Annotated in this window: 18 protein-coding genes; 9 read left to right on the forward strand and 9 right to left on the reverse strand. The window is 64.8% G+C overall.

The genetic code is table 11. The features are described from left to right. Nucleotides 1–64: 64 nt before the first annotated feature. The 3 genes from L0U83_RS32740 to motA form a co-directional block, all read right to left on the reverse strand. The gene (locus tag L0U83_RS32740) at nucleotides 65–523 is read right to left on the reverse strand and encodes a PRC-barrel domain-containing protein (RefSeq protein ID WP_233888321.1); all 459 of its coding nucleotides are present in this window, start codon (nucleotides 521–523) and stop codon (nucleotides 65–67) included. Between the two features lie 144 nt (nucleotides 524–667). Further along, on the reverse strand, nucleotides 668–1,615 hold the full coding sequence (gene motB / locus L0U83_RS32745; protein ID WP_233888322.1) for a flagellar motor protein MotB: 948 nt from the start codon (nucleotides 1,613–1,615) through the stop codon (nucleotides 668–670). Nucleotides 1,616–1,625: 10 nt separating this feature from the next. Next, nucleotides 1,626–2,495: a flagellar motor stator protein MotA gene (gene motA, locus L0U83_RS32750; protein WP_233888323.1), complete on the reverse strand. Its 870-nt coding sequence runs from the start codon at nucleotides 2,493–2,495 to the stop codon at nucleotides 1,626–1,628. Between the two features lie 747 nt (nucleotides 2,496–3,242). Between motA and L0U83_RS32755 the strand changes: the two genes are divergently transcribed. The 9 genes from L0U83_RS32755 to L0U83_RS32795 all read left to right on the forward strand — a co-directional run bounded on the left by L0U83_RS32755 (nucleotide 3,243) and on the right by L0U83_RS32795 (nucleotide 14,773). Continuing rightward, nucleotides 3,243–5,156 carry a PAS domain S-box protein gene (locus L0U83_RS32755; RefSeq protein WP_233888324.1) on the forward strand — a complete coding sequence of 638 codons (1,914 nt, stop codon included), beginning with the start codon at nucleotides 3,243–3,245 and terminating at the stop codon, nucleotides 5,154–5,156. A gap of 296 nt (nucleotides 5,157–5,452) precedes the next feature. Further along, nucleotides 5,453–6,394 (forward strand): MurR/RpiR family transcriptional regulator, encoded by a 942-nt coding sequence (locus L0U83_RS32760; RefSeq protein ID WP_233888325.1) that lies wholly within the window; start codon nucleotides 5,453–5,455, stop codon nucleotides 6,392–6,394. Beyond that, nucleotides 6,391–7,386 carry an isoaspartyl peptidase/L-asparaginase family protein gene (locus L0U83_RS32765; protein ID WP_233888326.1) on the forward strand — a complete coding sequence of 332 codons (996 nt, stop codon included), beginning with the start codon at nucleotides 6,391–6,393 and terminating at the stop codon, nucleotides 7,384–7,386. The genes L0U83_RS32760 and L0U83_RS32765 overlap by 4 nt, the downstream gene beginning before the upstream one ends. Before the next feature lie 47 nt (nucleotides 7,387–7,433). Then, on the forward strand, nucleotides 7,434–9,335 hold the full coding sequence (locus tag L0U83_RS32770; protein WP_233889111.1) for a dipeptide ABC transporter ATP-binding protein: 1,902 nt from the start codon (nucleotides 7,434–7,436) through the stop codon (nucleotides 9,333–9,335). Between the two features lie 120 nt (nucleotides 9,336–9,455). Next, entirely contained in the window at nucleotides 9,456–10,979 is a 1,524-nt protein-coding gene (gsiB, locus tag L0U83_RS32775) for a glutathione ABC transporter substrate-binding protein GsiB (protein WP_233889113.1), read from the forward strand. 69 nt (nucleotides 10,980–11,048) lie between these two features. Then, on the forward strand, nucleotides 11,049–11,969 hold the full coding sequence (gene gsiC, locus L0U83_RS32780) for a glutathione ABC transporter permease GsiC (protein ID WP_233888327.1): 921 nt from the start codon (nucleotides 11,049–11,051) through the stop codon (nucleotides 11,967–11,969). Nucleotides 11,970–11,976: 7 nt separating this feature from the next. Continuing rightward, nucleotides 11,977–12,870: a glutathione ABC transporter permease GsiD gene (gene gsiD, locus L0U83_RS32785; RefSeq protein ID WP_233888328.1), complete on the forward strand. Its 894-nt coding sequence runs from the start codon at nucleotides 11,977–11,979 to the stop codon at nucleotides 12,868–12,870. Beyond that, complete coding sequence (locus L0U83_RS32790) at nucleotides 12,867–13,943, forward strand: DmpA family aminopeptidase (RefSeq protein ID WP_233888329.1); 1,077 nt, start codon at nucleotides 12,867–12,869, stop codon at nucleotides 13,941–13,943. Before gsiD ends, L0U83_RS32790 begins: the two co-directional genes overlap by 4 nt. Further along, the gene (locus L0U83_RS32795; RefSeq protein WP_233888330.1) at nucleotides 13,940–14,773 is read left to right on the forward strand and encodes a M55 family metallopeptidase; all 834 of its coding nucleotides are present in this window, start codon (nucleotides 13,940–13,942) and stop codon (nucleotides 14,771–14,773) included. Before L0U83_RS32790 ends, L0U83_RS32795 begins: the two co-directional genes overlap by 4 nt. Nucleotides 14,774–14,875: 102 nt before the next feature. Here L0U83_RS32795 and glgX read toward each other — a convergent pair whose 3' ends face one another. The 6 genes from glgX to L0U83_RS32830 form a co-directional block, all read right to left on the reverse strand. Next, nucleotides 14,876–17,053, reverse strand: a complete 2,178-nt coding sequence (gene glgX / locus L0U83_RS32800) for a glycogen debranching protein GlgX (RefSeq protein ID WP_233888331.1) — start codon at nucleotides 17,051–17,053, stop codon at nucleotides 14,876–14,878. 298 nt (nucleotides 17,054–17,351) lie between these two features. Then, nucleotides 17,352–17,675 (reverse strand): heme-degrading protein HmuQ, encoded by a 324-nt coding sequence (hmuQ, locus tag L0U83_RS32805; protein ID WP_233888332.1) that lies wholly within the window; start codon nucleotides 17,673–17,675, stop codon nucleotides 17,352–17,354. Between the two features lie 127 nt (nucleotides 17,676–17,802). Then, nucleotides 17,803–19,338 carry a methyl-accepting chemotaxis protein gene (locus L0U83_RS40725; RefSeq protein WP_308445092.1) on the reverse strand — a complete coding sequence of 512 codons (1,536 nt, stop codon included), beginning with the start codon at nucleotides 19,336–19,338 and terminating at the stop codon, nucleotides 17,803–17,805. Nucleotides 19,339–19,511: 173 nt separating this feature from the next. Then, nucleotides 19,512–19,931, reverse strand: coding sequence for a DUF6632 domain-containing protein (locus tag L0U83_RS32820; protein WP_233888333.1), 420 nt, complete (start codon nucleotides 19,929–19,931; stop codon nucleotides 19,512–19,514). A gap of 216 nt (nucleotides 19,932–20,147) precedes the next feature. Next, a complete protein-coding gene (locus L0U83_RS32825) occupies nucleotides 20,148–21,317 on the reverse strand; it encodes an osmoprotectant ABC transporter ATP-binding protein OsmV (protein ID WP_233888334.1) in 1,170 nt (389 codons plus the stop codon). After that, a complete protein-coding gene (locus L0U83_RS32830; RefSeq protein WP_233888335.1) occupies nucleotides 21,314–21,967 on the reverse strand; it encodes an ABC transporter permease in 654 nt (217 codons plus the stop codon). The genes L0U83_RS32825 and L0U83_RS32830 overlap by 4 nt, the downstream gene beginning before the upstream one ends.

The raw sequence follows: 21,967 nt of genomic DNA on the forward strand, positions 1-21,967 counted from the left end.
CGACGCGATTTGCAACTCCGAACGCCTGCTTGGCGTTCGGAGCCCAGCGTTGAACGCTCAACGCTCAGTGGCGCGGCGTCACCGGCTCGACTGCTGCCCAATACGGCTCGGCACCGTAATACGCGTGCAGGGTGCTGCCCCAGGTTGCGTCGGCCATGGAGGGCCAGCTGTCCCGATCGAAGCCCGGCGCTTCCTTCACGCGCTCGGACGACACGTTGAGCAGGAAGCACTTGCGGCTCGTGTCGAGCATGAGCGCGCTCCAGGGGATGGCGAGCAGCTTGTCGCCAATGCCGAGAAAGCCGCCGCTCGACATCACCACATAGGCCACGCGGCCGCTCTGCACGTCGAGCATGATTTCCTTGATCTTGCCGACTTCCTGGCCGTCCGAACTCAGCACGCGGTCGCTATCGAGCGTGCTGGCGGCCATCACGTCGGGGCCCGGCCCCGCAGCGCTCACGCGGCCTTTGCCGACGATGCGCGCGCCATCGCCGGTCGGCATGGGCGGAGGAATGAAGGTTGGCATGACGGTCTCCATCTATGAGGGGAACAATATCGAGTCCGGCCAGACTCCCGACGATTCCCGTGTCAGGCGGCAGGCGATGCCGCGGCGGTTCTGGCCGCCTGCCGGGAATACAGCAAACGGCGTACCGCGCCGTAGCAGCCCGCTTCAAGAGCCTGATGAGGCGGGCGTGGCGGCCTTTTGCGGCGGATCGACGTCGTAGCGTTTCGCCTGCTCGAAGAACGCGCGCTCGGCGGCCTTGGTCATCACCAGAATGCTGATGCGGCGGTTCAGCGGGCTGTCCGCCGTGTCGTGGTCGAGCGGCAGGACATCGGCGAGACCGCGCACCTGGAGCAATTTCTCCTCGCTCAGATGGCCGGCCACCAGCGCGCGGCGTGCGGCGTTGGCGCGCTCGCTCGAAAGCTCCCAGTTCGAATAGCCCACAAGGCCCCCCGAGTAGGGCACCGAGTCGGTGTGCCCCGCGATCGACACACCACTGTCCACGTCGTTGAGCGCGCTGCCGATCAGCACGAGGATCTCGTACGCGTAGTCTTCGAGCTTCGCGCTGCCGGTTGCGAACATGGGGCGTTTGAGCGAGTCGACCAGTTCGATGCGCAGGCCTTCGTCCGTGATCGATATGCGGATCTGGTCGCGGTACGCGCGCAATTCCGGCTTGCGCTCGATGAGCGCCGAGAGCTTTTCCTTGAGCTGCGAAAGACGCGACTTGTCGGTAGCTTCCACGGGCACGGCGTGCGAGAGCGTAGGCTGCGCGTTCGAGCCGCCCACGGCGGGCGTCTTGCTGGAGAGGTCGCGGCCACCGCCTTGCACCACGCTCGGGTTGGGGTTCGCGGCATTAGGCGTGCTGCCGAGCATGGCCGACAGCGGCGTGTTGAAGTATTTCTCGATGCCGTCGCGGTCGTACTGCGACGTCGAGCCGAGCAGCCACATCAAGAGGAAAAACGCCATCATCGCGGTCACGAAGTCGGCATAGGCGATCTTCCATGCCCCGCCGTGGTGGCCTTCGTGTCCGCCTTTTTTCACGCGGCGCACCACGAGCGTGGTCTTGCTGCCCTCGGTGTCGCGCGCGGCGCGCGAGCCAGGCGTGCGTTCGGCCATGTCTGGACTCCTAAGCGGCCTTCGGCGTTTTGGTGGCGCGCACCGCTTCGTCGAGCTCCTGGAAGCTAGGGCGGTCGGACGTGAAGAGCACCTTGCGGCCGAACTCCACGGCCACGGGCGGCGCATACCCGGCCAGCGAGGCGAGCAGCACGGCCTTCACGCACTGGAACGGCTTGCTGGCGGCGCGGCCCTTGGCGTTGAGCAGGTCGGCAATCGGGCCGACGAAACCGTAGGCAAGCAGAATGCCGAGGAACGTGCCCACGAGTGCGCCCGCGATCATCTCGCCGAGCACGGCGGGCGGTTTGCCCACCGAGCCCATGGTGTGCACCACGCCCATCACGGCTGCCACGATGCCGAAGGCGGGCAGGCCGTCGGCCATCTTCTGGATGGCGTTGGGCGCAATCGACACTTCGGAGTGGTGCGTGTCGAGTTCTTCGTCCATGAGGTCCTGCATTTCCATGGGATTCACGTTGCCGCTCGACATCATGCGCAGATAGTCGACGATGAAGTCGAGCAGATGATGGTCGGAGAGCACGCGCGCGTACTTCTGGAAAGTCGGGCTGTTCTCGGGCGACTCGATGTCGGCTTCGAGCGCCATCATGCCTTCCTTGCGCGCCTTTTGCAGCAGCTCGTAGAGAAGGGCGATCAACTCCAGGTATTGCGCCTTCGTGTAGCCGCCGCCCTTGAAGCAGGTGGGCAGCGCCTTGAGCGTTTTGCCGAGCGTGGCCGTGGGGTTGCTCACCACGAACGCGCCCAGCGCCGCGCCGAAAATACACAGGAGTTCGAATGGTTGAACGAGTGCGGGCAGATGTCCTCCCACGCCCACGAAGCTCCCGATCACCGATCCGAGCACGACAATCCAGCCAATTGCTACAAACATGATGTCTACCTTTTCATTCTTGAAGTGATACCGGTCAATCGATTCAGGCCGGCTCGACGAGACGCTTCAGAAGTGTGGCGTTAGATTCTGCGCGTGCGCGCCTGCGCCGCGAGGCGGCGCACAGCGTAGTGACGCGACGTGCGGTTATGCGTATGAGCGAAGCGCGACGCTGCGCGACGCGCACGGGGCGCCGCGCTCATGCGCGTGCTGGCGCCGCGGCCAGCGGCAATACGCGCCGCGGTGGCGACGCCAGTGGTCTGTTTCAGTCGCAGTGATTGCGCAAGGGTTCTCATGGTGACACCGGAACGGGTGGAGCTTTGCCCTTTTTACGGCGGAGAAAAAGCGTTGCTGAAGTCGCCAGACATATTTTTTTAAAGGGCTTGATCGATTTCGCGACACGGTAACCAATCGGTTAAAAATGGCATATCGTTCGGATGCCGTATCAATTCCAATGTGGCGATATTTCGGTGGCGGGATACGCAGCGCCCTTGGGCCGGGCCGCGCCGGCAACACGGCCAGGAAAGCGGTGAGTACGAAGATTGCGAAACCATACGTATACCGAACGTTCGTGCACTTAATATGTGGCTTGTGCATGCGGGAAATGCCTGGCGCGTGAGGCTTGCGCCGCGCGCGTGGTTCGGCCATTCCTGCGCTTCAGTTTTTGCTTGATCCGGCCGTAAACCCAGGCAAGGCGCGCCGGTGTGGAAAGCGCCAGGCAACCGTATTCGCCCTGCCGGGCCCCCCAAGATGATCACTGCTCCGCTTCCTCCGGATGAGGACGTCCGCCTTCGGGCGCTGCGGCAACTCGACATACTCGACACCGATCCCGAAGAGGCATTCGACCGCATCTCGCGGCTCGCCGCCTTCGCGTTCGACATGCCGATCGTGCTGATCTCGCTCGTGGACGAAGACCGCCAGTGGTTCAAGTCTCACCACGGGCTGGCCGCGTGCGAGACGCCGCGCAGCGTGTCGTTCTGTGCGCATGCCGTGCTGAGCAAACGCATGCTCGTGGTGGAAGACGCGCTGGACGACGAGCGCTTTCTGGACAATCCGCTCGTCACGGGCGCACCGAACATTCGCTTTTATGCGGGCTCGCCGCTGCGTCTCGCCGACGGCCAGGTGGTCGGCACGCTTTGCCTCATCGACGAAAAGCCGCGCACGTTCGACGAAGTTCAACGCGCGATGCTCGCGGACTTCGCGCACCTCGTCGAACGCGAACTGGAGTTACGCCGGCAGCTGAACCGCTCGCGCGCGGCGCACGAGCGCGACCGCCGCTCGCTCGCCATCAGCGAGGCGCGCTTTCGGACCGTGTTCCAGCAAACGCCGATCGGCAAGGCCGTGGTCGATCTCGACGGCCGTTTTCTCGACGTGAACCAGAAGTTCTCCGAGATCATCGGCTATGAGGAGAGCGAGCTGCGCCGGCGCACGTTCGCTTCGGTCACGCACCCGGCCGATATCGCCGCCGACCTGGCGCTTGTGGCCGAACTGCTTGCGGGCCGCCAGGCTACGTATGCGATCGAAAAGCGCTATCTGCGGCCCGACGGCCAGGCCGTGTGGGTCAATCTCGCGGTGTCGCTCGTGCGTGACGTGTCGGGCGCGCCGCTGCATTTCATCGCGGCGGTGCAGGACATCACAAGCCGCAAGAAGAGCGAAGAGGCGCTGCGCAACTATCACGTCGAACTCGAAGAGCGCGTGCGTGAGCGCACGGCGGAGTTGCGGCGCAGCCGCGATGCGCTGCAGACCATCACCGACAACGTGCCGGCGCTGATCGCCGTGGTCGATCGAGATCTTTGCTACCAGTTCAACAACGAGACGTTCAGGCGCGTGTTCGGTGCAGAGCCTGCCGCGTTGCGCGGGCGTAGCCTGAGCGAAACGCTGCGCCCCGAAGTGTTCGCGCAGTTGCAGCCGCTCTTTGCGCGCGCGCTGTCCGGCGAACGCGTGACTTGCGACGAGGTGCGTTACCGGGCGGACACCGATCACGTATGGTCGGCCACCTACATTCCGGCCAGGCGCGAGGGCAAGGTGACAGGCTTCTACGTGATGGCGCACGACGTGACCGAACAGCGCCGCACCGAGCAACGCCTGCGCGAAGGCGCGCTGATCGACCCGCTCACGGGCCTTGCGAACCGGCGCGCGCTGCAGGAGGCGCTATGCGAACTGCGCGCAAGCGGCGAGCCGTTCGCGCTCTTCTTCATGGACATGGACGGCTTCAAGTCCATCAACGACCGCTACGGCCACGACGTGGGCGACGCTTTACTCAAGGAGGTCGCGCGCAGGCTCGTCGCCACCGTGCGCACGGGCGACGTGGTGAGCCGCCTGGGCGGCGACGAATTCGTGGTGGCGAGCCGCGGCGTGAGCGACGCGCGCGCCGGCGAGCGCATCGCGGCGGCGATTTGCCGCGACGTGTCGAAGACCTTCGTCATTGCGGACCGCGTGATCGAGACGAGCGCAAGCGTGGGTGTCGTGCTGACCGGCGCCGCGCGTGCTGCGGGTGTTGTGGACACGACGAGCGAGGTGCTCTCGGTCGAGGACGAGAACAAGCCGCTCGCCGACGATCCGCTTTGTCTTGCTGATGCGGCCATGTATGAAGCCAAGCGCGCTGGGCGCAATACCTGGCGGGTGGCACCGGGCGCCAGGCCGATGGCGGCGTTGCATGCGTGAAGCTGCGCACTCCGTTTTCATTTGACTGAATGCCGCTGGCGCCTTGCTGGCGGCAAGTGCAGCTCTCATCTCGCCGCGAGGCGACGTGTCTTTCCGGCTTCTGCCGGGTTCTCCTTCCAAAGTGCTGCAACGTGTTCGAGGCGCACAAGTTCGTGCCTCGTTGCGCGTGGTCAAGATAATCCACGCCTTGTTTACCTCGAATAGGGTAAACCCAGGGCGCAATGAAAATTAATTTTCACTAAGATCCGTCCATGTAATTTAATTTACGGACTCGCCGTCCCAACCCCGGCCCACGCATGCCAACCCGACCGACAACTCCCGACACGCCCGAAGCCGAGATCGTCGCGCGCATCACCGCCGCGATGCCCGTTCTTACGCCGGGCCACCGGCGCATGGCCGAGTACGTGCTCGCGAATCTGTTCCACGCCGCGACCATGCGTATCGACGAACTGGCGAACGCGGTGGGCGCTTCGGTGGCTACGGCCAACCGCTTTGCGCGATCGCTTGGGTTCGACGGCTATCCGCAGTTTCGCGATGCGCTCGTGCGCGGCTTCGAGGCCACGCTCGCGCCGGTCGAGCGGTTGCGCAGCGCGCAGGAATCGCCCACAAGCGGCGCCGAACTGTTCGGCGCTTCGCTGGAGCAGGCCGAGTCGAACCTGCGCCTGTCGCGCCAGTCGATCGACAGCAAAGCGGCCGCAGCAGCCGTGGACGCGATTCTCTCGGCGCGCCGCGTGTACGTGATCGGCTCGGGCACGAGCGCCTTTCTCGCCGGGCTCATGGAGAACGCGCTGCTGCCTTATCTCGACAACGTGCAGGCGCTCTCCACGGTCGGCGGTCCCACACATTCCGCGCGCAGGCTGCTCGGCGCGAACAAGGACGATCTGGTGATCGGCATTGCGTTTCCGCGCTACGTGGACGACACGATCAAGCTCTCGCGCCACGCTGCGAAGCTGGGCGCGCGCGTGCTCGCGCTCACCGACAGCATCGACTCGCCGCTCGCGCGCTTCGCCGATCTCACGCTGCTGATCCGCTCCGAAAGGCGCCTCGCGGCGAACTCGGAAGCCGCGGTGCTGGCAGTCATCGAAGCGCTTTGCGACGCTGTGGCGTTGCGCGCGAAGGATTCCGTCGTCGCCGCTGCGGCCATCACCGAATCGGTGCTGCCGTGGCTCACCTCGGCCGCAGCGCAGGCGAGCGCCGCGCCTGCTGTCCCGTCTTCCTCAACGAAAAAGAAGTCATGAAATCGAACGCAGTCATTGCCATTCACGGCGGCGCCGGCACGATCCTGCGCGCTTCGATGGCGCCCGAAGTCGAAGCTCAGTATCTCGACGCGCTCAGCCGCATTCTCGCGGCCGGCCAGCGCATTCTCGCGGAAGGCGGGAGCGCGCTCGACGCAGTCGAGGAAGCGGTGCGCCTGCTCGAAGACTGCCCGTTTTTCAATGCGGGCCATGGCGCGGTTTTCACGTCCGCAGGCACGCATGAGCTGGACGCCTCGATCATGGACGGCCGCACGCTAGAAGCGGGCGCCGTGTGCTGCGTGAAGCGCGTGCGCAATCCGGTGCGGGCGGCGCGCCGCGTGCTGGAGAAGAGCGAGCACGTGCTCTTCACGGGCGAAGGCGCGGAAGCGTTTGCTGCGGCGCAGGGCATCGAATTCGTCGATCCCGGCTATTTCCACACCGATGCGCGCTACCGTCAGTGGCAGCTCGCACGCGGCGAAGCACGTGCGATGCTCGATCACGATGGGGCAACGCTCGAAGCCAGGGCCGCTGCGAAGGCATCGGAAGAAAGCCTGCCGCACGAGCCGATCGACCCGAACCGCAAGTACGGCACGGTGGGCGCGGTGGCGCTCGACGCGCAAGGCCACCTCGCGGCGGCAACGTCGACGGGCGGCATCACGAACAAGCAGGTGGGTCGCGTGGGCGACGCGCCGCTGATCGGCGCGGGCTGCTATGCCGACGATGCCACCTGCGCGGTGTCCACCACGGGATCGGGCGAAATGTTCATGCGCATGGTCGCGGCCTACGACGTGGCGGCGCAAATGAAATATCGCGGTGCTTCGCTCTCCGAAGCAGCGACGAATGTCGTGATGGAGCAATTGCCGCGCATCGACGGCCGCGGCGGCCTGATTGCCGTGGACGCACAAGGCAACGTGGTCCTGCCGTTCAACACCGAAGGCATGTATCGCGGCTACGCGCGCGTGGGCGAAGCGCCCGTTGCGTCGATCTACGCTTAAGCGGCGCATCGCTTTGCGCAACAAACGAAGGAATCCTCATCGTGCAGATGTCCTCGCCCTTTCCTGATACCGCACCAGTCGACGAAAAGGCCGCGCTGCCGCCGAACCGCGTGATCGACGTTCGCGATCTTGGCGTGTCGTTCAAGCGCGGCGCGGGCACGTTCGAAGCCGTGCGCAATCTGTCGTTCCACGTCGATCGCGGCGAGACGCTCGCCATCGTCGGCGAATCGGGCTCGGGCAAGTCGGTCACGTCGCTTTCGCTGATGCGGCTCGTCGAACACGGCGGCGGCCGCTTGACCGGCGGCAGCATCGAACTGCGCCGGCGCAACGGCAGCGTGCTCGATCTCACGCGTGCGAGCGCGTCGACCATGCGCTCGGTGCGCGGCGCGGACATCGCGATGATCTTCCAGGAGCCGATGACCTCGCTTAACCCCGTGTTCACGGTGGGCAACCAGATTAGCGAGGCGATCGCGCTGCATCAGCAGATGAACGCCTCGCAGGCGCGCGCCGAAACGCTGCGGTTGCTCGACCTCGTGCGTATTCCCGAGGCGCGCCGCGTGATGGAGCGCTTCCCGCATCAGCTTTCGGGCGGCATGCGCCAGCGCGTGATGATCGCGATGGCGCTCTCGTGCAAGCCCGCGCTCCTGATCGCCGACGAGCCGACCACGGCGCTCGACGTGACGATTCAGGCGCAGATCCTGCAGCTCATTCGCGGCCTGCAGGACGAGATGGATATGGGCGTCGTCTTCATCACGCACGACATGGGCGTGGTGGCCGAAGTGGCGGACCGCATTCTCGTGATGTACCGCGGCGAGAAAGTGGAAGAGGGTGCGTCCGACGCGCTTTTCGCAGCGCCTTCGCATCGCTACACGCAGGCGTTGCTCGCCGCCGTGCCGAAGCTCGGCGCGATGCAGGGCACCGACCTGCCCGAGAAATTCCCGCTGCTTTCGATCAACGAATCAGCACGCCCGGCAACTGCTTCAAACCTCGCGGCAAACGCGCCGAAAACGGACGCCGCGCCGGTCCTGCGCGTGCGCGACCTCGTCACGCGTTTTCCCGTGCGCAGCGGTCTGCTCGGCAAGGTCACGGGCCGCGTGCACGCGGTCGAAAAGGTCAGCTTCGATCTTCACGCCGGCGAAACGCTCGCGCTGGTGGGCGAGTCCGGCTGCGGAAAATCAACGACGGGCCGCTCGCTGCTGCGCCTTGTGGAGAGCCAGAGCGGCACGATCGAATTCGGCGGTCAGAATATCAGCACGCTCAGCGGGCCTGCGTTGCAGACGCTGCGCCGCGATATCCAGTTCATTTTCCAGGACCCGTTCGCCTCGCTCAACCCGCGCCTCACGGTGGGTTTCTCGATCATGGAACCGCTGCTCGTGCACGGCATCGCGAAGGGCGCCAAGGCGCAGGCGCGCGTGGAATGGCTGCTCGACCGCGTGGGCTTGCCGAAGTCGGCGGCGGGGCGCTATCCGCACGAATTCTCGGGTGGCCAGCGTCAGCGCATCGCCATTGCGCGCGCGCTGTCGATGAACCCGAAAGTCGTGATCGCCGACGAATCGGTCTCCGCGCTCGACGTTTCCGTGCAGGCGCAGATCGTCAATCTCATGCTCGACCTGCAGCAGGAGCTTGGCGTGGCGTATCTCTTCATCTCGCACGACATGGCCGTGGTGGAACGCGTGAGCCATCGCGTCGCCGTGATGTACCTGGGGCAGATCGTCGAGATCGGCCCGCGCCGCGCCGTGTTCGAGAACCCGCAGCACGCCTATACGAAGAAGCTCATGGGCGCAGTGCCGATTGCCGATCCGGCGCGCCGCCACGCGAAGCGCGTGCTCGCCGCCGACGAGTTGCCAAGCCCGATTCGCGCGCCCGGCGACGAGCCGCAGGTCTTGCCGCTCGTGCCGGTCGGCCCCGGTCACTTCGTTGCGCAGCATCGGGTGGGCGGCGCTTACTGAACGCGCCGTCGTGCCACGCCGCAGTGCCACACATCGTTCGCTTTTTAGCTGGATCATTTCGCCGAGTCGTCAAGATTCACTGGTATGGAGACCTGATTGATGAAAGAAGTCAAAGCATGGATGAAGGGCAGCGCGCTCGCACTCGCGCTGATCGCCGGTGCGACGGCCGCGCGAGCCGCCGAACAGCGCGCCGTGATGGCCGTCGATTCGACGTTCTCGACGCTCGATCCGTACGACGCCAACGACACGCTCTCGCAGGCTGTTTCGAAGTCGTTCTACCAGGGTCTGTTCGGTTTCGACAAGGATCTGAAGCTCACCAACGTGCTGGCCACGAGCTATGAAGTGAGCGGCGACGGCCTCGTCTACACCTTCAAACTGCGCCAGGGTGTGAAGTTCCAGGACGGCACCGACTTCAATGCGGCGGCCGTGAAGGCGAATTTCGACCGCGTGACGGACCCGGCGAATCACCTGAAGCGCTACAACATGTTCCGCCGCATTGCGAAGACCGAAGTGGTCGATCCGTACACGGTGAAAGTCACGCTGAATGCGCCGTTCTCGGCGTTCGTGAACGTGCTCGCGCACCCGTCGGCGGTGATGATCTCGCCTGCGGCCATGAAGAAGTGGGGCAAGGATATCGGGCTGCATCCGGTGGGCACGGGCCCGTTCGCATTCGTGAAGTGGGACCCGGCTGGCGACCTCGTCGTGCACAAGTTCGACGGCTACTGGAAGAAGGGCTACCCGAAGATCGACGAGATCGACTGGAAGCCGGTAGCCGACAACAACACGCGCGCGGCGCTCATGCGCACGGGCGAAGCGGACTTCGCCTTCCGCATTCCGTTCGAACAGGCGAGCGCGTTCCAGTCGAACCCGAAGGTGGACCTGATCGCCACGCCCTCGATCATCCAGCGTTACATCAGCCTGAACACCGCGAAGAAGCCGTTCGACAACCCGCTCGTGCGCCAGGCGCTGAATTACGCGATCAACAAGGATGCGCTCGCGAAGGTGGCGTTCGCGGGCTACGCGCTGCCTTCGGACGGCGTGCTGCCCCAGGGCGTCGATTACTCGGTCAAGCTCGGCCCGTGGCCGTACGATCCGGCCAAGGCGCGGGAACTGCTCAAGCAGGCTGGCTACCCGAACGGTTTCGAAACGACGCTGTGGTCTGCGTATAACAACTCGACCGCGCAAAAGGCCATTCAGTTCGTGCAGCAACAGCTCGCGCAAGTGGGAGTGAAGGCGAACGTCGAAGCGCTGGAAACGGGCACCGCCGTCGCGCGTGTGGAAAGCGCACAGGACCCGGCATCGGCGGGCGTACGCATGTACTACATCGGCTGGTCGTCGTCCACGGGTGAAGCGGACTGGGGCATCTCGCCGCTGCTCGCTTCGGCATCGTGGCCGCCGAAACTCATGAACACGGCGTACTACAAGAACACCGCCGTTGATCAGGACCTCGCGAAGGCGCTCGAAACGACGGACCGCGCGCAAAAAACGGCGCTCTACACCGACGCGCAAAAACGCATCTGGGCCGACGCGCCGTGGGTGTTCCTCGTGAAGGAAAAGGTCGTGTACGCCCGCAGCAAGCGCCTGGCCGGCGCGTATGTGGCGCCGGACGGCTCGTTCAACTTCGACGAGATTTCGATTCGCTAATGCGTCGTGCGCCGCTGCCGGAACGTTCGAGTCCGGCGCGGCGCACACGCTCGATGCAGTAACGCGCTCATGCTGAATTTCATTGTCAAACGCTCACTGGGTCTCCTGCCGACACTCCTGATCGTCGCGATCCTGGTGTTCCTGTTCGTGCATCTGCTGCCGGGCGACCCGGCGCGCCTCGCGGCCGGTCCCGAAGCGGACGACGCCACGGTCGCGCTCGTACGCGCCGACCTCGGTCTCGACCAGCCGCTGCCGCAGCAGTTCATCCATTTCTTCGTGCGCATCGCCCACGGCGACTTCGGTGTTTCGATGCGCAGCAAGCGCCCGGTCATCACCGAAATTGGCGAGCGTTTCATGCCCACGCTGCTGCTCACGCTCACCAGCATGGTCTGGGCCGTGGTGTTCGGCATGGCGATCGGCATCGTCTCGGCCGTGTGGCGCAATCGCTGGCCCGATCGCATCGGCATGGCGCTCGCGGTGTCGGGCATATCGTTTCCCGCCTTCGCACTCGGCATGGCGCTCATGGAGTTGTTTTCGGTGCATCTGGGCTGGCTGCCCGTGGTGAGCGACGGTTCCTGGCGCAGCTACGTGCTGCCGTCGATCACGCTCGGCGCGGCCGTGGCCGCGGTGATGGCGCGCTTCACGCGAGCGTCCTTCGTCGAGGTGCTCAACGAGGACTTCGTGCGCACGGCGCGCGCGAAGGGTGTGGCCGAGCGATGGGTGGTGATCAAGCATTGCCTGCGCAACGCGATGATTCCCGTCGTCACGATGATGGGCCTGCAGTTCGGCTTTCTGCTGGGCGGCTCGATCGTCGTGGAGGTGGTGTTCAACTGGCCAGGCCTCGGGCGACTGCTCATCGATTCGGTTTCGATGCGCGATTACCCCGTGATTCAGGCCGAAGTGCTGTTGTTCTCGCTCGAGTTCATCGTCATCAATCTGATCGTGGACGTGCTGTACGCGGTCATCAATCCGACCATTCGATTCAGGTGAGCACGCCATGAGCACGACCCAAAACCTTGCCGTACGCGCACAGGACGAAGCGATCCGCACGCCGTGGCGCGAGTTCTGGCGCAAGTTCCGCAAGCAGCACGTCGCGCTCGGCGCGGGCGCTTTCGTGCTGCTGCTGGTGGTGATCGCGGTGTTCGCGCCGCATCTCGTGCCTTACGACCCGGAAAACTACTTCGACTACGACTCGCTCAACGCCGGTCCCTCTTCGGCACACTGGTTCGGCGTGGACGCGCTGGGCCGCGATATTTTCAGCCGCATTCTCGCGGGCACGCGCATCTCGCTCGCGGCAGGCTTTCTTTCGGTGGCGCTGGGCGCCGCGGTCGGCACGTTCTTCGGCTTGCTCGCGGGCTACTACGAAGGCTGGTGGGACCGCATCACCATGCGGGTGGCCGACGTGTTGTTCGCATTCCCAGGCATTCTGCTCGCCATCGGCGTGGTGGCGATCCTCGGCAACGGCATGATCAACGTGGTGTGCGCGGTGGCGGTGTTCAGCATTCCGGCGTTCGCGCGTCTCGTGCGCGGCAATACGCTCATGCTCAAACACCTCACATATGTCGAGGCCGCGCGCAGCATTGGCGCATCGGATTGGACGATCATCATGCGGCATATTCTGCCGGGCACGGTGTCGTCCGTGATCGTGTATCTGACCATGCGTATCGGCACTTCGATCATCACGGCGGCGAGCCTGTCGTTCATTGGCCTGGGCGCGCAGCCGCCCACGCCGGAGTGGGGCGCCATGCTCAACGAGGCGCGCGCGGACATGGTCACGGCGCCGCATATCGCGCTGTTTCCGAGCCTCGCCATCTTCCTCACGGTGCTCGCATTCAATCTGCTGGGCGACGGCCTGCGCGACGCGCTCGACCCGAAACTGGACCGCGCATGAGCACCCATCGCACAGATACCGCGCCGCATATCGGCACACTGGTGAGCGGCGCGACGGGAACGATTGCCGATGTGAGCGGCGTGCGCATGGGTCACTGCACGCTCGACGCGGGCGATGTGCAAACGGGCGTGACCGTGGTGATGCCCCACGCACGCGACCTCTTTCGCGAGAAGGTGCCGGCGAGCGCTTGCGTGATCAACGGATTTGGCAAGAGCATCGGGCTCATGCAGCTCGAAGAGCTGGGTGTGCTCGAAACGCCGATTGCGCTGACCAACACGTTCGGCGTGGGTGCGCTTGCACAAGCGCAGATTCGCGCGGCAGTCGCGGCGAATCCGCAGATCGGGCGCGGCCTGCCAACCGTTAATCCGCTCGTGTTCGAGTGCAATGACGGCTATCTGAACGATATTCAGGCGCTGGCGGTGAGCGAGGCGCACTATCTCGCTGCCTGCGCTGCTGCGAGCGCTGACTTTGCTCGCGGCAGCGTCGGCGCGGGCCGCGGCATGTCGAGCTTCGACCTGAAAGGCGGCATTGGCACGGCGTCGCGTGTGGTGCGCGCGGCGGACGCGCAGCACACGGTGGGTGCGCTCGTGCTCGCGAACTTCGGCCGCTTGCCCATGCTGACGATCGACGGTATGCCGCTGGGCCGCGAACTTGCGGCGCGCTTGGCGTCGAGCTGCGCCACGCAGGAGCCCGAGAAGGGGTCGATCATCATGTTGATCGCCACGGATGCGCCGCTCGACTCGCGGCAGCTTCGGCGCGTATCGATGCGCGCAGCGGCGGGTCTCGCGCGCACGGGGTCCGTTTATGGACACGGCAGCGGCGATATCGCCATGGCGTTCAGCACCGCATACACGCTGGCGCACGACGCGCCGACCCACGCGTTGCCGCGCTTGCTCGCCGACTCGCAACTCGACCCGCTGTTTCAGGCAAGCGCCGATTGCGTCGAGCAAGCGATTCTCGACGCGTTGTGGAGCGCAAGCACCGTGCAGGGCCGGGATGGCCACGTGCGTCTCGCGTTGCGCGAAGCGGTGCCCGATCTCGCCAATCTGCTCGAAGGCGGACCGCAAGCGTGAAAATACTCATCTCCGTCGATATCGAAGGCATAGGCGGTGTCTTCAACGTTCAGCAAACGCGCGCCGGTAATCCCGAGTACGAGCGGGCCCGCCGCTGGATGACGCTCGAAGCGAACGCGGCCGTGGAGGGCGCGTTCTCGGGCGGCGCAAGCGAAGTGTGGGTCAACGACTCCCACGGCGGCTTCAACAACCTGCTGCTCGACGAGATCGATGCGCGCGCACGCGTCATACTCGGCAAGCCGCGCACGCTCGGCATGATGGCGGGGCTCGAGCACAGGCCCGCGCTCGTTTTCATGATTGGCTATCACGCCATGGCGCAAAGCCGCGGCATGCTCGCGCACACCATCAACAGCTTTGCGTTCGCGCGCGTGCGCGTGGATGGCGTCGCGACGGGCGAGGCGGGGCTGTATGGCGCGCTTGCGCAGGAATACGGCGCACGGGTGGCGCTTTTGAGCGGTGACGATGTATTTGAACGCGAAACGCAGCCCGCCTTTCCCGATGCGAAGTTCGTGGTGGTGAAGCGTGCAGACGGCCACGCGAGCGGCGATATGCTGACGCCCGCCGCGAGCCGCGAGCGGATTCGCGACGCGGCGCGCGAAGCCGTCGGGCAGGTCGCGCGCGATGGCGCGTGGTGGGACCGTGCCTGCGCGGCGCCGCGCGTGCGTCATTGCGAACTGCATACGCAGACCAGCGCGCTGGCGGATCTCTTTTCGCAGTGGCCGAGTATCGAGCGCGCGGCGGGCTGCGTAATCCGGTTTGTGGCGCCAACGGCCGAATACCTCGTGCGCACGCTCAATAGCTTGTCGGCGATGTCGGCTGTCTTGCGGTGAAACCGCCGTTGTTTCCTGCGTTGTGCAACTAACTGTCAGCCCCGCCGCGCGTAGCGCAACGGACCGGCGGCCTTGCCGCCAGTCCGCGAAAAAGCGTGCCCTTCATCCCGTGAGATTTTCCTCCAGCCGGTCGAACACGCGTTGCGTCGCGCCCCGCGCATGCAGCGCGAACAACAGCAGCGAGCGCCCCGTCACCTGATAGATATCTCCGGCTTCGAATTCGGGCAGCTCGTCGCGAACGGGCATGTTCGTATCGATGAGGCAGTTCCACTGATCGTTGCCCGGCACGGAAGGCAGCGTGAATTCCACCATGTCGTGATAGGCGTTGAACACGATGAGCATCGTCGCATCCGAAGCGAGGCGCATGATGCCGCTCGTTTGCGATCGTCCATCGATCAGCATGCCGAAACAACGCATGGCCGGATCGTCCCATTGCTCCTGGGCGAGCGGCACGCCCGCAGCGGAGAGCCATTCGACGTCGGTGACGTCGAGCGTGGCATTGTGCTCGCCGATGAGAAAGCGGTTGCGGCGCAGGACCGGCAGCGCATGGCGCAGGGCAGTGAGCTTGCGCACGAAGTCGGCGAGCCCGCGGCCCGTGTCGTCAATGCCTTCCCAGTCCACCCAGCTCACTTCGTTGTCCTGGCAGTACGCATTGTTGTTGCCGCGTTGCGTGCGGCCAAACTCGTCGCCCGCCAGCAGCATCGGCGTGCCCTGTGAGAGCAGCAGAGTGGCGAGGAAGTTACGCTTCTGGCGCTCGCGCAGCAAGCGGATTTCGGGGTCGTCGGTCGGGCCTTCGGCGCCGCAGTTCCACGAGAGATTGTCGCCGTGGCCGTCGCGGTTCTCTTCGCCATTGGCCTCGTTGTGGCGCTCGTTGTACGAAACCAGATCGTGCAGCGTGAAGCCGTCGTGGGCCGTGACGAAGTTCACACTCGACCATGGCCGCCGGCCGCGCCGGTTGAAGCTGTCGCCCGAGGCGCACAGGCGCGTGGCGAGTTCGGGCGCCGTGCCTTCGTCGCCTTTCCACCAGGCGCGCGCGGTGTCGCGAAAGCGGTCGTTCCATTCCATCCAGCCGGGCGGGAACCCGCCTACCTGGTAGCCGCCCGGCCCGCAGTCCCATGGCTCGGCAATCAGCTTCACGCTCGAGAGGATCGGGTCCTGGCGGCAGCTGTCGAGAAAGCCGCCGCCTTCGTCGAAGCCGTAAGGCTCGCGCCCGAGGATCGTCGCGAGGTCGAAGCGGAAACCGTCTACGCCCATTTCGAGCACCCAGTAGCGCAGGCTGTCCGTGACCATCTGCAGCACGCGCGGGTGCGAGAGGTTCAGCGTATTGCCCGTGCCGGTGTCGTTGATGTAGTAGCGCTTGTCTTCAGGTAATCGGTAATACGAAGCATTGTCGATGCCTCGAAACGAGAGCGTGGGCCCGAGTTCGCTACCTTCGGCCGTGTGGTTGTACACCACGTCGAGTATCACTTCGAGACCCGCCTGGTGCAGACGGTCCACCATGTTCTTGAACTCGTCGATCGAGCCATGTTCGCCCACCGAGTAGCGCGGATCCGGCGCGAAGAAGCCGATCGTGTTGTAGCCCCAGTAGTTCGTGAGGCCGCGTTCGAGCAGGTGCGAATCGTTCACGAACGTATGGATGGGCAGCAACTCCACGGAGGTCACGCCAAGCCCGCGGATATATTCGAGCACCGGCGTTTGCCCGAGGCCCGCGAAAGTGCCGCGTTCTTCGGGCGGTACGTCGGGATGGCGGATCGTGTAGCCGCGCACGTGCGTCTCGTAGATGATCGTGCGCTCGCGCGGTACGCGCTCGCGCATCGGGTGGTGCCAGGTGAAGCCCTGATCGACCACGCGGCAGCGCGGCACATAGCGCGCGCTGTCTCGCGTGTCGAACGAGAGATCGCCGTCGGGACTGCCGATGGTGTAGCCGAACACGGCGGGATGCCAGCGCAGCGCACCCACGTGCGCCTTCGCATAGGGATCGAGCAGCAGCTTGTTCGGATTGAAACGATGGCCCGCCTGCGGATCGTACGGCCCATGCACGCGATACCCGTAGGTGGCGCCCGGTTCGAGGTCGGGCAGATACACGTGCCACACCTCGTCGGTGTATTCGGGCAACGCGATGCGCTCGAGTTCGCGCAGGCCGTTCTTGTCGAAGAGACACAGCTCGACCTTCGTCGCATTCGCTGAGAAGAGCGCGAAGTTCACGCCGCGGCCGTTCCAGGTGGCGCCGAGCGGAAACGGCTGTCCTTCTACGACGCGGGTAGCGGTTTTTTTCTTCATGGGCTCGTCGGTTGGGGACGCGGAGGTGCGCGTTTCCAACGCCGTTGCGCGCAAGGGCGGGGATTTCAATCAAGCAAGGTTTGGGCCTGAACTCGCGCGGCGCAACGCACTGCTGGGAAGGCAAGGAGGGAAGGACGGGAAGCGCGGGCGCGGCGGCAGCTTTTTACAGCCGTCGACCGCCGCGTGAATCGTGCCGCGTGTGGCTGCGCCAGGCGGCGGCGCGCGCTGCGAGCGTGTAGCTTTGGCGCAGCGCGTGCGCAGATTTACCGATACATTTGCGTGATTTCGCGTGCGCCGCTTACTTCACGGTCTGCACCACTTCGAAGCCTTCGAACTCGGGATGGCTCAGATAGACCGGCCGGTTCGTGCCGCCCGCATTGCCCGCGTTTCTGTGCGCCGCGCGAAATGCGTCGGAGCGCGTCCAGTCTTCGAAGTGCGCATGGCTCGCCCAGATCGTGTGGCTCGCGTAGAGCACGTGATCTTCGCGCTGCGGACCCTTGAGCAGATGAAATTCGATGAAGCCGGGCACTTGCTTCAAGTGTGTGTCGCGCGTGGCCCAGACTTCCTCGAATGCGGCCTCGGAGCCCAAGGCGACCTTGAAGCGGTTCATGGCGATATACATGCGGCGTTCCTCTTCGCGTACGAAAATTCGATAGGCGCGGCGGCGGGACTAAGCGCATGATTTTCCCGGCGCCGCTTCGATCTCCGATTATAAGAGGCCGCGGAGGTACTCGCGCCGCGTACGTACGTCAACCGACGCGAAACACCTGCACGGTCCCGGCAAGCTTCGTGGATTGCGTGTCGAGCGCCTGGGCGGCAGCCGTCACCTGTTCGACGAGCGCCGCGTTCTGCTGCGTGACCTCGTCCATTTGCGTGACGGCTGTGTCGACCTGCTCGATGCCGCTTTGCTGCTGCTCTGAGGCGGAGGCGATCTCGTTCATGATCGCGGTCACGCGCTGCACTGACGTGTGCAGTTCAGCCATCGTCGCGCCCGCAGTGGAAACGAGTTCCGTGCCATGCGAAACGGTTGCCACCGAATTCGCAATGAGGTCCTTGATCTCCTTGGCCGCCGCGGCCGAACGTTGCGCGAGCGAGCGCACCTCACTCGCGACCACGGCGAACCCGCGGCCTTGCTCGCCCGCGCGCGCCGCCTCGACAGCCGCGTTGAGCGCGAGAATATTCGTCTGAAACGCAATGCCTTCGATGATGGCCGTGATCTCGGAGATCTTGTGCGAGCTGCCTTCGATCTCGCTCATCGTGCTCACCACGTCCTGCACGACGTCGCTCCCGCGCGATGCCACGTTCGCCGCCGTTTGCGCGAGCGAGCTGCCCTGGCGCGCATTGTCGGTGTTCTGCTTCACCGCCGAGGTAAGTTCGTTCATGCTCGCGGCCGTTTCCTGGAGCGACGCCGCCTGCTCCTCGGTACGCGCCGAAAGATCGATCATGCCCGCCGCGATCTGGCGCGTGGCCACCGAAACCGACTCGCTGCCCGAGCGCACCGCGCCCGTCACGGAGCCCAGCTCCTTGCGGGTCTTTTCGATGTTCTCGAGCAGCAGGCCCATTTCATCACGGCGCTGCGCGCGCACGGTCTGGCTCAGATTGCCCGAGGAGATTTCATTGAGGCTCGTGAGCGCGTAATTGAGCGGCTCCATGATCGCGCGGCGCAGCATCACCCAGCCGAGGCCCGCGCCGAGCAGGCCGAGCGCGACCATCGCGGCGCTCACGCCCGAGAACAAATGGAAATTTGCTTCGGCCTCCTCATAACGCACTTTCGCGTTGTTGTAGAGGTGCTTCTTGACCTCGTTGTTCGCGGCGCTCATGGCGCTGTAGAGGTCGGAGAGCTGTGTCATCGCGATGTTGTCGGCACTGGCCTTGTCGCCCGATTCGAGCGCTTTCGTGAAGTCCGTTACCGCGTTGCGCATGGCCGTGCGCCGATCGGTGGTCGCGGCAATGAGCGGCAACTCGTCGCTTTCGTGCGGCATTTGCGTGAACTTCGTCCACCACTCGTCGGAGTTCTTGAAGAAGCCGGCGGCGCGCTGCAACTGATCGGGCACCGAGGGCGCGTCGGGGTGCAGCGCGACGCGGTCAAGTACGAGGCGCGTGCGCGCGATGTAGATCTCCGCGTTGTCGATGGCCGTGGATTCGGCGAGCTTGTTGCGATAGGTGTCGCGGTTGGCGCTATTGGCCTTTTCGGTGCTGATGAAGCCGAGAACGCCGGAAACCGTGAGCAGGAGGGCGAGAAGCGCGAACGTGAGGGCGATGCGCGCTCGAATGGTGAGTGTCATGCGTCTGTACCGTTTTGACCAGGGGCAACGCAAGCGGGGTGGCCTATCTGTGCAGGTCGCCGCCGACGGGCGTCACCTTACATATCGACAGCTAGACGCCTGGATTTAGGGTGAACCCGAATATTTTTAAATAACTACAGAATATCGGCGATTAGTAATGATTGAGCGCCGCGTCAATTCGTCCGCAAGCTCGGTTGCGGTGGGGCGTCCGCGCCCGCTCGCGCGCGGCGCGGCGTGAGCACGGCCAGGACGGCGGCGACGATGAAAAGGGCGGGCACGTCACCGAGCAGATGGCCGAGATGGCCAGGCGACATCAGCGACTGGACCGTCATGATCGCGCCGTGCACGACGCTCGACCACACCGTGAACCAGATCAGGCTCAAATGCTCGAGCGGACGGCGCGCCGCGCGCATGAGAAACACGCCCAGCGTGGCGTAGATGCCGACGATCATCAGCGGGTAGTCCGAATGGCCCACGTGCCAGGTCCAGCCTGACGGCCAAAGCACCATCAACGGGTAGATGGCGAAGGTGGCAATCGCGCCGACCGCGTAGAGGGCGATGGAAAGGGTCTTGAGCCTGGTCGAGTCTTCCATGGCGCACCCCGTTGTGTCCGTCTCACAGTATGGCGAATATGCGCGCACGCGGTGTCTCGTGCAAGTCCCTTGGGAATAGCGCGTCAGTTCGTGCGATGTGCCAGCGTGATGGGCGATGTTCGCGGCCCTTCACGCCAACGACGTCAACAGGAAAACATCGCCGCGACAATCTCACGAACCAGGACGCGCGCACCACGTTCTAGCGCGCCATGCCGCTCACACGGCCGCAGCCACCGGCCGCACCGCCGCGATCGGCGGCTGTCCGGTCTGCTGCCGCGAGCGGCCCGAGCTTAGATAGTCGGCGATCGAATCCTGCGTGATCTCGCCGACGTAGGCGCCGTCAGCGTCGAGCACCGGCATCCACGAGGCGCGGAACTGGTACATCTTCGAGAGCACGATGCGCAGGTTGTCGTCGACGGATACAGACGCGTGAAGCGGCGTGATGCGATCGCCGCACACGCCTTCGGCGCCGCGCGCGGCACGCCGCGCCACGAAGCCGAGCGCATGCTGCGCGTCATCGAGCACGGTGAGGTAACGGCAATCGGCCTCGTCCATCACGGCGAACGCGTGCGCGAGCGGCGTGTCCATGCGTGCGGTTTCGGGTTGCGTGGCCGCGTCGCCGGCCTTCACGAGCAACAGGCGCTTGAGCGTGCTGTCCTGGCCCACGAACTGTGCGACGAAGTCGTCATGCGGGCGCGCGAGCAGGGTATCGGGATGGTCGTATTGCACGAGTTTGCCGCGCCGGAACACAGCGATGCGGTCGCCCAGCTTGATCGCCTCGTCGATATCGTGGCTCACCATGATGACGGTCTTCTTCAGTTGCCGCTGCATCTGGAAGAACTCGTTCTGGATGGATTCGCGATTGATCGGATCGACGGCGCCGAATGGTTCGTCCATGAGCAGGACGGGCGGGTCGGCGGCCAGCGCGCGAATCACGCCGATACGTTGCTGCTGCCCGCCCGAAAGTTCACGCGGATAGCGCTTCAAATACAGCTTCGGGTCGAGCGCGACCATCGACATCAGCTCCGCCGCGCGCCCGGCGCAGCGTTTCTTGTCCCAGCCGAGCAGGCGCGGCACGACCGTGATGTTCTCTTCGATCGTCATGTTCGGAAAGAGGCCGATCTGCTGGATCACGTAGCCAATGTGGCGGCGCAGATCCACTTCGTTCAGGCCCGTGGTGTCCTCGCCGTTGATGAGCACGCGGCCCGAGGTCGGCTCGATCAGCCGGTTGATCATCTTGAGCGTGGTGGTCTTGCCGCAGCCCGAGGGGCCGAGGAACACGCAGATCTCGCCTTCGGCCACCGAAAGGCTCACTGAATCGACGGCGCGCACGGTCTGGCCGTCCTTCTGCGTGAAAGTCTTTGTGAGTTGGTCGAGTTCGATCATGTCTTCTGTACTCCTTTCGGTGTCAATGCGCGTTGCAGCATCTGCAACAGCAAGTCGGCGACGATCGCGAGCACGCTCACGAGCACCGCGCCCACGAGCAGCTTCATCATGCTGCTCTGGCCAATGGCGCGAATGATCAGCGTGCCGAGTCCGCCCGCGCCGATCACAGCGGCAATGGTCATCACGCCAATGTTCATCACGACCGCCGTGCGCACGCCCGCGAGAATCACGGGGACGGCCAGCGGCAAATCGACAAGACGCAGGCGCTGCCACGACGTCATGCCGATGCCGGTGCCCGCTTCCTTGATGCCCGCGTCAACGTTGCGCAACGCGAGGTAGGTGTTGCGCATGATCGGCAGCAGCGAATAGAGGAAGACGGCCGTGATAGCCGGCACCGCGCCAATGCCCTGCCCGAAGCGCGAGAACACGGGAATCATGAGGCCGAACAGCGCGATGGAGGGCAGCGTGAGGATGATGGTCGCGAGTCCCAGCAGCGGCGTGGCGAGCCAGTCGTGACGGCTGATCAGCACGCCGAGCGGCACGCCCGCGAGGATCGCGCAGCCCACGGCAATGCCCACGAGGTAGAGGTGCTGCAGCGTGAGTTGCAGCAGTTCGGGCCAGCTAGAACCAAGATAGTCGAATACGTTCAT

The sequence above is a fragment of the Paraburkholderia flagellata genome, assembly GCF_021390645.1.
GTDB lineage: Bacteria > Pseudomonadota > Gammaproteobacteria > Burkholderiales > Burkholderiaceae > Paraburkholderia > Paraburkholderia flagellata.

Coding starts and splice junctions, on each gene's coding strand:
- L0U83_RS32740 (WP_233888321.1), bottom strand. CDS start 523: ATGCCAACCTTCATTCCTCCGCCCATGCCGACCGGCGATGGCGCGCGC.
- motB (WP_233888322.1), bottom strand. CDS start 1,615: ATGGCCGAACGCACGCCTGGCTCGCGCGCCGCGCGCGACACCGAGGGC.
- motA (WP_233888323.1), bottom strand. CDS start 2,495: ATGTTTGTAGCAATTGGCTGGATTGTCGTGCTCGGATCGGTGATCGGG.
- L0U83_RS32755 (WP_233888324.1), top strand. CDS start 3,243: ATGATCACTGCTCCGCTTCCTCCGGATGAGGACGTCCGCCTTCGGGCG.
- L0U83_RS32760 (WP_233888325.1), top strand. CDS start 5,453: ATGCCAACCCGACCGACAACTCCCGACACGCCCGAAGCCGAGATCGTC.
- L0U83_RS32765 (WP_233888326.1), top strand. CDS start 6,391: ATGAAATCGAACGCAGTCATTGCCATTCACGGCGGCGCCGGCACGATC.
- L0U83_RS32770 (WP_233889111.1), top strand. CDS start 7,434: ATGTCCTCGCCCTTTCCTGATACCGCACCAGTCGACGAAAAGGCCGCG.
- gsiB (WP_233889113.1), top strand. CDS start 9,456: ATGAAGGGCAGCGCGCTCGCACTCGCGCTGATCGCCGGTGCGACGGCC.
- gsiC (WP_233888327.1), top strand. CDS start 11,049: ATGCTGAATTTCATTGTCAAACGCTCACTGGGTCTCCTGCCGACACTC.
- gsiD (WP_233888328.1), top strand. CDS start 11,977: ATGAGCACGACCCAAAACCTTGCCGTACGCGCACAGGACGAAGCGATC.
- L0U83_RS32790 (WP_233888329.1), top strand. CDS start 12,867: ATGAGCACCCATCGCACAGATACCGCGCCGCATATCGGCACACTGGTG.
- glgX (WP_233888331.1), bottom strand. CDS start 17,053: ATGAAGAAAAAAACCGCTACCCGCGTCGTAGAAGGACAGCCGTTTCCG.
- hmuQ (WP_233888332.1), bottom strand. CDS start 17,675: ATGTATATCGCCATGAACCGCTTCAAGGTCGCCTTGGGCTCCGAGGCC.
- L0U83_RS40725 (WP_308445092.1), bottom strand. CDS start 19,338: ATGACACTCACCATTCGAGCGCGCATCGCCCTCACGTTCGCGCTTCTC.
- L0U83_RS32820 (WP_233888333.1), bottom strand. CDS start 19,931: ATGGAAGACTCGACCAGGCTCAAGACCCTTTCCATCGCCCTCTACGCG.
- L0U83_RS32825 (WP_233888334.1), bottom strand. CDS start 21,317: ATGATCGAACTCGACCAACTCACAAAGACTTTCACGCAGAAGGACGGC.
- L0U83_RS32830 (WP_233888335.1), bottom strand. CDS start 21,967: ATGAACGTATTCGACTATCTTGGTTCTAGCTGGCCCGAACTGCTGCAA.